The sequence below is a fragment of the Synechococcus sp. CC9311 genome (assembly GCF_000014585.1).
Classification (GTDB): domain Bacteria; phylum Cyanobacteriota; class Cyanobacteriia; order PCC-6307; family Cyanobiaceae; genus Synechococcus_C.
Map to the genome: position 1 here is coordinate 1,708,018 of NC_008319.1, position 11,953 is coordinate 1,719,970.

The following is an 11,953-nucleotide window of genomic DNA, read 5'->3' on the forward strand; positions in this document are numbered from 1 at the left end:
CGATGCACAAACATTAGAAACAGTTGTCGTTGTAGTCATCAAGGATGAAGCCATAGGCGATGACCATCAGGATCCACCAACAATTGACCTGTCGCCAAGGTGGCGTCCTTTACCAGAATCTGAGCATAAAGAGCATCATGAGGCTGCAAATCAATGGAGGACGGTCCTATCGGTTCAGGCTGCACGTAACGAAGAAACTCAACTCCACAACCAGACCTTCCTCCAACTCCATGAATCACAACCTCAGCGGAGTCCAAATCATCTAGCCGTTGCTGCTCCACACCCTGGTTATAAGAGGCGTATCGCAACTCCAATCCCATCTCGCAAATATAGAAACGCAGGCTCCGATCCGAATCAGCAACTGCGATTGCACTGTGATCAAGCCCCTGAAATAAAGACTCGCCTGATTGATGCCAACGGGGATCGCCCATCCCCTCTGGGAAAAACAATAGTTCCATCGCATGGCCGCAAGCATTTCGGAATTTCCAAGCTCCAACCCCATTCGGCAGATATTGAGGTGCAGCAGAAATGGGGGTCACAAAAGGCGCCAATTTCTCAACAGCCCTCAGCAAATCCCGCACCACTATCGCGACATGTTGAAACCACAGCGTGTTCGACGGTCCTGGATCCACCTTGTGGCGTGGCGGTGCATCAGGGAAGTGAATGATTTCTATGCGCTCATGGCCCAACAAAAAAGGAGTGATCTCTGCCCGACCGGCGCTCGGTCCAAAACGCTGCGCAGCGGCCTCTTTCTCGAGACATTGCCGAGGTTGCGCTACAGCTCCGAGAGCATCGAGAAGGGGTGCTAGCGCTTCAGATTGAGGGGCTGAAAACGCCACACCCTCGATACGTCCAGATTGTGAAACCATCTATTTTCCTGGAAACCTTTGTCTGTTGATAGCAACAAGGCTTACCGATTAACTGCCAGGACTGACAAAAGCGGCTAATTGAAGAGGAGATCTCAAAAGAGCCATGACTCAGGTTCCCCACGCTTTAGCTTCCCTCTGTCTTCAGAACAAAGTCATTGTTGTCACTGGCGGAAATTCCGGCATTGGTAAAGCAATTGTTGAAGTGGTGGGAAGCCTGGGCGCCAAAGTTGTGATCGACTACCGCTCTCATCCTGAGCGGACTGAGGAATTGATCGAAGAAGTGGGCGAACTCGGTGGTCAATCGATTGGTGTTCAGGCTGATGTCAGCAAGCTCGTGGATCTACAACACTTAATCGATACCGCTGTACAAACATTCGGAAAGATTGATGTGATGGTAAACAATGCTGGTATCGAAACGCGTACATCGATTCTGGACACCTCTCCAGACGACTTTGACAAAGTCATGAATGTCAATTTACGCGGTGTTTTCTTCGCTACTCAATACGCAGCCAAACAGATGATTAGCCAAGGAAGTGGTGGCCGAATCATCAACATCTCTTCAGTCCATGAAGATTGGCCTATGCCGAATAACACCCCATACTGCGTAGCCAAAGGCGGCGTTCGCATGCTCACACGCACGGCTGGAGTGGAACTCGCAGGCAAAGGCGTCTCCATCGTGAATGTAGGCCCCGGAGCAGTTGCAACGCCTATTAATGACTCCACCATGAACGATCCAGAATTATTAGCCAAATTGAATGCAGCCATCCCGATTGGGCGTATGGCACAGCCAGCGGAAATCGCTTCAGTTGTTGCCTTTTTAGCCGGGAATGGAGCCAGCTACATGACAGCCACTAGCGTGTTCGCTGACGGCGGCATCATGATGAGCAGCCCTGGGCTCTGATCTCGAAACCTTCGCAGTTCATCATTTGCATCGGATCAGGTCCACTGAATGGACATCTTCCAAAGATGTCCATTCAGTTCCATGCCGGCAGCAAGGGGCTCGAGGGGATCCGACGAAAGCGTCAAAGTGGCTGATGCCTGATGCACCAGGATGACTACAGAACTGAACTAAAACCCCATCGTCTCCCCTATGCAGCAACTTGTTGAGTAATACCTCCAGCTGAGAATTGCTGTTCATGGGATCGAAAGTTGCCCTTGATTCATTAGGACAGAGCAGGGTGCTGCAGCCCCCTCGTGTTGACATAGATGGAATACATGGTGTCCCAGCTGCACAAAAACAGCCGATTTCCATTCACACCACCGAAGCACAGGTTGCCGACCAGACGTGGTGTAGCAATCCGGCCCAGCAAAGTGCCATCTGGAGCAATGCAATGGACCCCGTTACCAGCACTGCTCCAGACATTGCCGATAGCGTCCACTCGAATTCCATCGGCATTGCCATTGTTAACTCGGTGGAAATCCCGGCGGCCGGAGAGCTTCGAACCGCCTTCCTCAACGTCGAACAGGTGAATCAGGTGATCCGGGGTCGAATCATCCGGGGCACATGTATCGACGACATAAAGCATCGACTCATCAGGTGAAAAGGCAAGCCCATTTGGCCCTTTCACCTCGTCTGGAGAAGTCATGGCCTGGAGTGAGCGATCCGCCGGATCAAAGCGATAAATCACTGCTGGCTGAAATGAGTGCCGACGCCCTCCTTCGAAATCATTGACCAGCCCATAGAGAGGATCACTGAACCAGACAGTGCCATCACTCTTGACCACAACATCATTGGGAGTGTTTAAAGGCTGGCCCTGATGAGAGTCCACTAACGAAACAACCTGACCGTTGTGTTCTGTTCGCAGCAAAGCACGATGACCATGGCTGCAAGTCAGTAACCGTCCCTGACGATCCCTTGTTTGCCCATTAGGAAAGCCAGCGGAATGTCGAAAAATACGGAGACCATCGCTTTCATCCCAAGACAAAATGCGATCGTTTGGGATGTCAGACACCAGTAGCCGCTGCTGATCACCGAACCACACCGGCCCCTCCAGCCACCGGCAACCGTCGAACAGTTTCTCCAACTGTGCGTTGAACAACACCAATGAGTGAAATCGAGGATCGACCACTTCGACACTGGTATCAACAAACTCACTGCGATACACGCTCATTGTTTGTCCTTTCAGCTGAATGATCCTGGAGGAAGATTTCTCCAAGCTTGATCATTGCGCTGGATAATCAGTTGCACGCAGGGTTCATCACCAACCTGCGCAGAAAGATGTCCAGTGCGTCCATCTGGCGTAATGATGCAACCCTGATCCCCGCCGTATGAATATTCGCCGGCTTTCATCAATGCAATCTGCCCGTCCATACTTGTCACAGACCAGGCGCCACGCAACACATAAATCCATTTCGGCTCAGGATTCTCATGCCAAGGACCCACCCAGCCGACCGGCAGATAAGTGACAAACGCATTGCCATCCTTCATCAGACCTCTTGAAAATTGAGGTGAATTGCGCTCTCCCAGGCGACCAAGAGTGAACTGACTAATCTTGCAACTCTCTTGCCGGCTAATTCCATCGGCATCCGTCCAGAGATGCCAATAGTTTTCAGCAGCAGGTGCCTGAGGGGCGCTCATGATCTCGCACGATCTCCTGGCAGAACCTTATTCAGTTTGCGCCGGAGTGCCCATTCATTTCCACACACCAGGCGAGTGTTTCCCCGGCATGAAAAAGCAAAGGCCACTCAGACTCAGGCAAGGTGTCATCCCCAGACCGTGCTGAGTGGGGTGGCAACAATCGAGAGGGTATGGGCTGATCCCTCCGAACCAACGTAACGGTGTCGGTATTCAGGGACAGACCGTAAAAGTGCGGACCGTACTCACTGGCAAAGCCCTCAAGGCGATCCAGTGCTCCTTCCTGTTCAAAGACGGTGGCATAACTCTCCAGCGCATGGAACGCATTGAAGATGCCTGCACATCCGCACGCTGATTCCTTACCTGAGCGGGGGTGTGGTGCCGAGTCCGTACCTAAGAAGAAACAAGGAAGACCACTGGTGGCAGCCTGAACCAAAGCCCTTCGGTGGCATTCTCGTTTCACAACAGGAAGACAGTAGAAGTCACTGCGCAGACCACCGACAAACATCGCATTTCGATTGAGGTGAAGATGATGCGGTGTGATCGTGGCGGCGATGCGTTCATCACCGCCCTGATAAGAGTCACGGATATAGGTCACAGCTTCCTCAGTGGTGATGTGCTCGAGGATGATGCGCAGCCTGGGATGACGCTCACGCAAAGGCTTCAAGTGCCGCTGAATGAACAGGGCTTCCCGATCAAACACATCCACATCGGGGTCGGTGACCTCGCCATGTATCAGCAGGGGCATATCAATAGCCTCCATACGCTCCAGCACCGCTGAAATGTTCTGGAGATCGCTCACACCAGCTGCTGAATTAGTGGTGGCGTTAGCGGGGTAAAGCTTGGCTGCACTGAACACTCCCTGATGGAATCCCCGGTCCAATTCCCAAGGATCGATAGCGTCGGTGAGATAAGCAGTCATCAGAGGTTGAAAGCTGACTCCCTCGGGAAGAGCCGCAAGAATCCTGGCGCGATAAGCGACTGCCTCCTCCACCGACGTCACAGGTGGACGCAAATTGGGCATCACGATGGCCCGGGCAAAGGTTCTGGCAGTGGCAGGAAGCACAGCCTTCAACATGGCGCCATCCCTCAGATGCACATGCCAGTCATCCGGACGACGCAAGACCAGACGATCTGAGGAGGTCATCTAAGAAGAGAGCTTCTGGAGCGTAGGCAATTGATTCACCGCATTCAGCAACACCTCATGGCGATTTGCGCTGACGTGATTCTCAGGAAGAAGATCAAGCAACTTCAGTTTCTCTAAACGCCTACGAGTTGCGCCTGGCAAAACCACCAAATACACCGAACGACCAACCTCAATAGCCTCCTTGATCGCATTTTCAAGCGCTAGTGAGGCGGTTACACCAAGGTGAGAGACTTCGCTGAGATCAAACAACACAGCTTCACAGTCCTCAATAGCATTGTGCTCACGATTGATGGTTTTGGCGACACCAAAAATCATTGGACCTGTGAGCTGAAAGAGCAACAATCGTCCCGAAGCTTGATCGAGTAATGATTGTTCTTCAAGCGGAAGAGTTACATCATCATCGGTCGTGCTAATCGTCTTCACTCCCTTGGACTGAAGGGCCGTCATACGTTCAATCGTTAAAACATTGGCGACAAACACTCCGATGAATACAGCCCAAATCAAATCCACAAGAACAGTCAGACCAATTACCCCATAAGTGATGCATGCCGCCTTCATCGATAGATGATGAGCACGCATTAAAAAACTCCAGTCGATAATGTCAAATCCAACCTTGAGAGCAATGCCAGCCAGTACTGCTAGGGGAATCAGCGATGCCAGAGGTGCTGCCAGCAAAATGACAAGCATCAAAATCAGTGCTCGAACAATTCCGGACAAGGCCGAACGCCCTCCAGCCTGAATATTGACAACCGTTCCCATCGTGGCGCCAGCCCCAGGCAGGCCACCAAACAAACCAGACACCAAATTCCCTAGACCCTGTCCAATTAATTCTTTATTAGAGTTATGTTCTGTACGTGTCAGGCTGTCTGCCACAACAGATGTAAGCAGGGCATCAATACAACCGAGCATCCCCAATACAGCTCCATTCACCACCATCAGCCGCAGCAAATCTGGAGTAACGCCAGAAAAAGTAGGTGGTTGGAAACTGGGAAACTCAGCTGAAAACTCAGGAATTCGGCTTAACCCCACATCCGCAAATACTGTGAGTGATAGAACTGTTCCAACAATTAAAGCGAGAAGCTGAGGAGGACAAAAACGCTTCCAGCTCTCAGGAGTAAACCAAAGAATTAATAACGTGATCAGTGCGAGTAAAAACTCAAGAGGTTGTGCACCGGAAATCAACTGGGGAAGACTGGACAAGGTGCCGATCACACCACCGGTTGGACTGGTCTGCCCTAGGAACGGAGCCAGCTGAAGGATCACCAGAATCACACCGATTCCAGACATAAAGCCTGAAATCACTGTGTAAGGCATCATCGTGATGTAGCGACCTAGTCGACAAAGTCCAAACAGGATCTGGAAAAGACCTGCCAGCATCACCACCATGAAAGCCAGAGCGAGTGCTGTTCCTCGGTCGGGGATTTGACTGGTGAAATTAAGAATCACCGCAGTGAACACCACCGTCATGGGACCGGTGGGTTCAGAAATCAGCGTGGACGTACCGCCGAAAAGAGCAGCTACCAAACCGATAATCACAGCACCCCAGAGACCTGCAGCTGCGCCAGCACCAGAGGCCACTCCAAAAGCCAATGCCATCGGAAGTGCAACCACAGCTGCGGTTAGCCCGCCAAAAGCATCCCCCCGGATGTTGCGGGTGCTGATGTAATTCAGGAGCACCAGAGACTCGTCATTGAAGTTGAATGATGTTAAGCCTCTTCACCCATAGAGCCGTTGAGGCTGACAAGGAAAATGGTCGCTAAACAAGCACGGAGTCGATGCCTGACTTTCTGATCTCTACCCTCGAGCTCTTGGTGGGAATCGGACTCCTATTCGGAGGAGGAGAATTATTCGTTCAAGGTGCGGTGATTCTTGCCGTCATCCTCGGCGTCCCTCAGCTGGTCATTGGCCTGACAGTTGTTTCGCTTGGAACGAGCGCGCCAGAGTTTTTTGTCAGTATCAGTTCTGTGGTTCAAGGGGCTGATGCGCTCGCCGTCAGCAACGTGGTGGGAAGCAACATTTTCAATGTATTGGTCGTACTCGGCTGCAGTGCCCTCGTTCTTCCTCTGAAAGTGGAAAGCCGCCTAGTGAGAAGGGATGTCCCACTTCTCTTAGCCGTCTCGGCGGCGGCTTGGGGAATGGCTTCGGCCGGACGTGTGACCTGGCAATCTGGCGTCGCTCTCTTGCTGGGTCTTGTCATCAACACTGTCTGGGAAATCCGAACCGCACGGGAGGAACCAGAGGAGATGGAGCCTGCCGAACCAGAGATTGACTTGGGAACCGCCCAACAGGGCTGGATCAAAGCCATGGTTCAACTCTTGGTGGGCATTGTTGTCCTTGGCTGCGGAGCTCACCTGCTGGTGAAAGGAGCCAGCTCCGTTGCCTTAAGCCTGGGCGTGAGTGAAGCCGTGATCGGACTCACCATTGTTTCGGCCGGCACCTCCATGCCTGAATTGATTACCTCTCTGGTCGCTGCATTACGAGGGAGAACAGATCTCGCCATCGGCAACGTCGTTGGTAGCTGTCTCTTGAATCTTCTACTTGTCCTTGCTGGAGGTGCCATGGCGGCAGGAGCAAGAGGTCTGAATGTCACTCCGGATTTAATCCATGACGACATGCCTGTGATGATCCTGACCAGCTTGGCTTGCCTACCAATCTTCTGGACAAAAGGGCGAATTACCAGACTTGAAGGTGGATTACTAGTCGGCTTATACGTTCTTTACATCACCGACAATGTTCTACCCCGAACAGGCCTTTCCTCTTGGTCTGATGAATTTCGTCTCATCATGCTTTGCGTTGTGCTGCCAGCCGTTGTCGTCCTGATCATCGTGCAGGCAGCTCGCTATTGGAGACAGCTCAAACGCAAAGGGCTCTCAAACTAAACAAAGACTTCTGCTTGCATTCCGTTATGGAGGGGTGACTGCAGAGCGAAAGATGTACATGCTTAAAGGGCATCAGTCGGCATGCAGATGATTGGGCTGCTCCCCCCGCTCAACGACAAAAATCTCCCCTGGCTGGATGTCATTCATCCAATCGTGGTGCATTTCGTGATTGCGATGGCGCTGATCACTGTGGTATTTGACCTAATTGGAGTGATCACTCGCCGCCGCAATCTGTTTGAGGTGAGCTTCTGGAACTTAGTGGTAGCGACCGTTGCAATCTTCGTCGCCATCATCTTTGGCCAAATTGAAGCAGGCTTAGCCACTCCTTACGGAGCTTCAAGAGACATTTTGAATTATCACAGCACCCTTGGCTGGTCTCTCGCTGCAATTCTCAGCCTGCTCACGGGCTGGCGATACGTTGCAAGACAAAAAGACCCAACAGTTCTGCCTAGAGGGTTTCTGATCATTGATTCCGTTCTTGCCGTTCTGGTGTTCTGCCAGGTTTACCTAGGCGACAAACTCGTTTGGGTTTATGGCCTCCATACGGTCCCGGTTGTCGAAGCCGTCCGTAGTGGAGCCCTGTCATGAATTTCATCAGCACCATTCTCTCCCCGGTGAATGAAATTGCCGACAAACTGGGTGCGAATGATCTCCCCTACTCGATCCCGATTCATCCCAATTTGGTGCACTTCACCATTGGCCTATTTGCTATCGGAATCGCCTTTGATTTTGCAGGAGCGTTTTATCCACTAGAAAAACGTTTGTTTCGCTTCCTGGCACTACCTGTGACACGAAGCGGTTTTCACGATGTCGGCTGGTACAACGTGCTTGCTTGCAGCGTGATCACTTTTTTCACCGTAGCAGCTGGCTTTTACGAAATGATCTTGGCTGTTCCACTGCCAGGGATTCGCAGCATCATTGGCCAAAATGCAATCGACACCATGCTTTGGCATGCGATCGGTGGGGTCGCATTACTACTGATCATTGTGGTGATGACCATCTGGCGAGGGTTTCAGCGATTTTTTTGGCGTAAAGATTACGGCCGTCAGGTGAGCTGGCTCTATCTCGGATGCGGAGCTTCAGTGCTCCTGCTGATGGGCCTTCATGGAAGCCTTGGTGCCTGGCTTGCGAGTGAATTTGGCGTTCACATCACAGCGGATCAACTCCTGGCTGCCGGAGCCGACCTTAATGAGGTCCTGCCATGACCACAACGACTCCCAAGAAGGGACCAAACATCAGAGCGATTGTGATCATCACAGTGGCCATCGCGATCAATCTGGTCATCGCCAAACTGATGGCGACCTGGTCTCTTAATTGGTTTCCACCCCAAGCCTCCAGTGCCGCTCCTTACGTCGACAATCTTTTTGCACTCGAAACGGGGATCGGCTCATTCATCTTTTTTGGTTGTACCGGTTTCATTGGCTGGGTGCTGCTATTTAACCGAGCTGGAAAGTACGACGAAAGTGATGGGGCGCCAATCGAGGGCAATACCAAATTAGAAATCACCTGGACGATCATTCCCCTGGTGACGGTCTTCCTGATCGCGACCTATTCAATGAACGTCAATATGAAGCTTCAAACCCTTGGGCCGAAGCACAAATACGCCGTAGGAACTGACCCGACCGTACTGATGGAGGCAGACCCAATTGCTGATGTAGGACCGATCGATGTCATTGCCCGTCAGTGGAGCTGGGAGTTTGTTTACCCCGATGGAGTTCGCAGCTCGGAGTTGCATCTACCGATTGATCAGCGCGTGAATTTCCGGATGATCTCTGAGGACGTACTCCATAGTTTCTTTGTGCCGGCCTTCCGTCTCAAGCAAGACATCATCCCCGGAAGCATCATTTCGTACAGCCTGACTCCCACAAAGGAAGGGCGATTCAGGCTTCGGGACGCCATGTTTAGCGGCGCCTACTTCTCCCAGAACCAGACAGACGTCATTGTTGAAACCAAACAGGCTTACGCCGAATGGTTAAAGACAACGGCAGGACAACCGCTGCAAGAGGGTCTTGACCCAAGTCGCACCCTCTATGACCGCCGCATCGCCCGCGGTGACAAAGGCTGGGCCACGGTGCCTCCCTCTCCAGCACCGATGGTGAACGACCCCGGTGATCCTTCTATCCCTCACGACGCCTGAGACGTGCCATGACCATGCAAAGCAAAACATACGACCTACGCATTCTCAAGGCACCTCATCCAGTTCCTGGAGCACCGGACAACTGGAAACGCTTCTTCAGTTTCAACACCGACGCCAAAGTGATTGGAATCCAATACATCGCTACAGCGATGTTGTTCCTACTAGTAGGCGGACTTTTAGCGATGATCGTACGAGGCGAACTGATCACGCCTCCGGCCGATCTTGTCGATCCAAGTGTTTATAACGGCCTTTACACCATGCACGGAACAGTGATGCTGTTCCTATTTTTATTCCCAATTCTCAACGGCTTCAACAACCTGTTGATCCCAACGATGATCGGGGCACCAGATATGGCATTTCCAAAACTTAATGCCGCTGCTTTCTGGCTTGTGCCTGTGTTCTCCATTGTCTTAATGGGAAGCTTTTTCGCCCCCGGCGGTCCCGCATCATCGGGATGGTGGTCGTATCCGCCAATGAGTCTGCAAAATCCGCTCGGCCATTTCATCAATGGAGAGTTTCTATGGATTCTTGCGGTGGCACTTTCCGGTATCTCCTCGATCATGGGAGCAATCAACTTCGTGACGACCATCATCCGGATGAGGGCCCCAGGGATGGGTTTCTTCAGAATGCCAGTTTTTGTTTGGACAGCATGGGCTGCCCAGACCATCCAGCTGATAGGACTGCCCGCTCTCACTGGTGGTGCGGTGATGCTTCTGTTTGACCTGAGCTTCGGCACCAGCTTTTTTCGACCAGAGGGTGGTGGCGATCCAGTGTTATTTCAGCACTTTTTTTGGTTCTATTCCCACCCAGCCGTATATGTGCTGGTTTTACCTGTGTTCGGTATTTTTTCTGAGCTCTTTCCGGTATATGCACGCAAACCACTATTTGGCTATCGCTTTGTAGCAATTGCCTCATTCGGAATCACTTTTCTCAGCCTAATTGTGTGGGCCCACCATATGTTTTACACGGGCACACCAAACTGGATGCGTCATATCTTCATGTTCACTACGATGCTCATTGCCATACCCACTGGAGTGAAAGTTTTCGCCTGGCTGGGAACACTTTGGGCAGGCAATTTAAGGTTAAATACACCGATGTTGTTCTGCATCGGCGGACTTATCAATTTTATTTTTGCGGGAATCACTGGAGTCATGCTGGCCACAGTGCCAATCGATATTCACGTCGGCAACACCTACTTCGTCGTAGCCCACTTCCACTATGTGATCTTCAACACGATTGTGTTCGGTGTTTTCGCCGGCATTTATCACTGGTTCCCAAAGTTCACAGGGAAGATGTACTACGAAGGCCTTGGAAAAGTCCATTTCGTGCTCACCTTCATCGGCGCCACGCTCAATTGGCTACCACTCCACTGGGCTGGATTGCTGGGCATGCCCAGGCGCGTTGCCTCCTACGACCCAGAATTCGCCATCTGGAATGTCATTGCCAGCATCGGCGCTTTCATGCTTGGCGTTGCCTCAATCCCCTTCATCCTCAACATTGTGAGCTCATGGGCTCGCGGGCCCAAGGCTCCACCCAACCCCTGGCGAGCGATTGGCCTGGAGTGGCTGTTGCCATCTCCACCACCTGCCGAAAACTTTGAAGACGACATTCCAACGGTGATTAGTGAGCCTTACGGCTATGGATTGAACAAACCCTTGGTTGAAGACCAGGACTATTACATCCGTCGCTCTATGGAGGCTTGAGACAATGACCACAACCAATCAAGACTTACCCCTCAATCATCAACCCGGCCACATCAAACATGATGGGCACAACATCACAGGTTTTATCATTTTCCTGTGTTCAGAAAGCATCATTTTTCTAGCCTTTTTTACTGGCTTTGCAGTTCTGAAAATCACCGCTCCAGAGTGGCTCCCTGAAGGCGTTGAAGGGTTGGAGACACGGATGCCTCTGATCAACACGGTCATCTTGGTTAGCTCAAGCTTTGTGGCCTACTTCGCAGAGCGATATTTACATCAAAAAAACCTTTGGGGCTTTCGAGCTTTGTGGCTTCTCACGATGGCGATGGGAACCTACTTCGTTTATGGACAATATGTGGAATGGTCCGAACTTCAGTTCAGCCTTAGCAGTGGAGTCTTTGGAGGTACATTTTTTCTACTCACAGGATTTCATGGCCTGCATGTAATCACAGGCATTCTGTTGATGGGATTGATGCTACTTCGATCTTTCAGACCAAATAATTACGAGAAAGGTGATATGGGCGTCACCTCAGTCAGCCTTTTTTGGCATTTCGTTGATGTTATTTGGATCATTCTTTACCTCTTAATTTACGTCTGGCAACGCACAACCTGAACCATCTGATTTTTTAGATCGGCCTTCATTCTT

Annotated in this window: 12 protein-coding genes; 7 read left to right on the forward strand and 5 right to left on the reverse strand. The window is 51.4% G+C overall.

Annotation, left to right across the window (positions count from 1 at the left end; all coding sequences use genetic code 11):
- Window positions 1–38: 38 nt before the first annotated feature.
- Window positions 39–869 (reverse strand): hypothetical protein, encoded by an 831-nt coding sequence (locus SYNC_RS08830; protein ID WP_011619833.1) that lies wholly within the window; start codon window positions 867–869, stop codon window positions 39–41.
- Window positions 870–972: 103 nt separating this feature from the next.
- Between SYNC_RS08830 and SYNC_RS08835 the strand changes: the two genes are divergently transcribed.
- Window positions 973–1,770, forward strand: a complete 798-nt coding sequence (locus tag SYNC_RS08835; protein WP_011619834.1) for an SDR family NAD(P)-dependent oxidoreductase — start codon at window positions 973–975, stop codon at window positions 1,768–1,770.
- A 262-nt stretch (window positions 1,771–2,032) separates the two neighbouring features.
- Here SYNC_RS08835 and SYNC_RS08840 read toward each other — a convergent pair whose 3' ends face one another.
- From SYNC_RS08840 to SYNC_RS08855, 4 genes are read right to left on the reverse strand one after another with little or no spacing between them, the layout of a single operon-like run.
- Entirely contained in the window at window positions 2,033–2,980 is a 948-nt protein-coding gene (locus tag SYNC_RS08840; protein WP_011619836.1) for an SMP-30/gluconolactonase/LRE family protein, read from the reverse strand.
- A gap of 11 nt (window positions 2,981–2,991) precedes the next feature.
- Window positions 2,992–3,447 (reverse strand): cupin domain-containing protein, encoded by a 456-nt coding sequence (locus tag SYNC_RS08845; RefSeq protein ID WP_011619837.1) that lies wholly within the window; start codon window positions 3,445–3,447, stop codon window positions 2,992–2,994.
- 31 nt (window positions 3,448–3,478) lie between these two features.
- The gene (pyrC, locus tag SYNC_RS08850) at window positions 3,479–4,591 is read right to left on the reverse strand and encodes a dihydroorotase (RefSeq protein ID WP_011619838.1); all 1,113 of its coding nucleotides are present in this window, start codon (window positions 4,589–4,591) and stop codon (window positions 3,479–3,481) included.
- Window positions 4,592–6,268 carry a SulP family inorganic anion transporter gene (locus SYNC_RS08855; protein ID WP_011619839.1) on the reverse strand — a complete coding sequence of 559 codons (1,677 nt, stop codon included), beginning with the start codon at window positions 6,266–6,268 and terminating at the stop codon, window positions 4,592–4,594.
- A 98-nt stretch (window positions 6,269–6,366) separates the two neighbouring features.
- Between SYNC_RS08855 and SYNC_RS08860 the strand changes: the two genes are divergently transcribed.
- The 6 genes from SYNC_RS08860 (at window position 6,367) to SYNC_RS08885 (ending at window position 11,920) form a co-directional block, all read left to right on the forward strand.
- A complete protein-coding gene (locus SYNC_RS08860) occupies window positions 6,367–7,470 on the forward strand; it encodes a calcium/sodium antiporter (protein ID WP_011619840.1) in 1,104 nt (367 codons plus the stop codon).
- 81 nt (window positions 7,471–7,551) lie between these two features.
- Window positions 7,552–8,058 (forward strand): DUF2231 domain-containing protein, encoded by a 507-nt coding sequence (locus SYNC_RS08865; RefSeq protein ID WP_011619841.1) that lies wholly within the window; start codon window positions 7,552–7,554, stop codon window positions 8,056–8,058.
- Window positions 8,055–8,675, forward strand: coding sequence for a DUF2231 domain-containing protein (locus tag SYNC_RS08870; RefSeq protein ID WP_011619842.1), 621 nt, complete (start codon window positions 8,055–8,057; stop codon window positions 8,673–8,675). The genes SYNC_RS08865 and SYNC_RS08870 overlap by 4 nt, the downstream gene beginning before the upstream one ends.
- Window positions 8,672–9,607, forward strand: coding sequence for a cytochrome c oxidase subunit II (locus tag SYNC_RS08875; protein ID WP_041426629.1), 936 nt, complete (start codon window positions 8,672–8,674; stop codon window positions 9,605–9,607). The genes SYNC_RS08870 and SYNC_RS08875 overlap by 4 nt, the downstream gene beginning before the upstream one ends.
- Window positions 9,608–9,621: 14 nt before the next feature.
- Window positions 9,622–11,310 (forward strand): cbb3-type cytochrome c oxidase subunit I, encoded by a 1,689-nt coding sequence (locus SYNC_RS08880; protein ID WP_041427053.1) that lies wholly within the window; start codon window positions 9,622–9,624, stop codon window positions 11,308–11,310.
- Window positions 11,311–11,314: 4 nt separating this feature from the next.
- Entirely contained in the window at window positions 11,315–11,920 is a 606-nt protein-coding gene (locus SYNC_RS08885; RefSeq protein ID WP_041426630.1) for a heme-copper oxidase subunit III, read from the forward strand.
- Window positions 11,921–11,953: the final 33 nt, after the last annotated feature.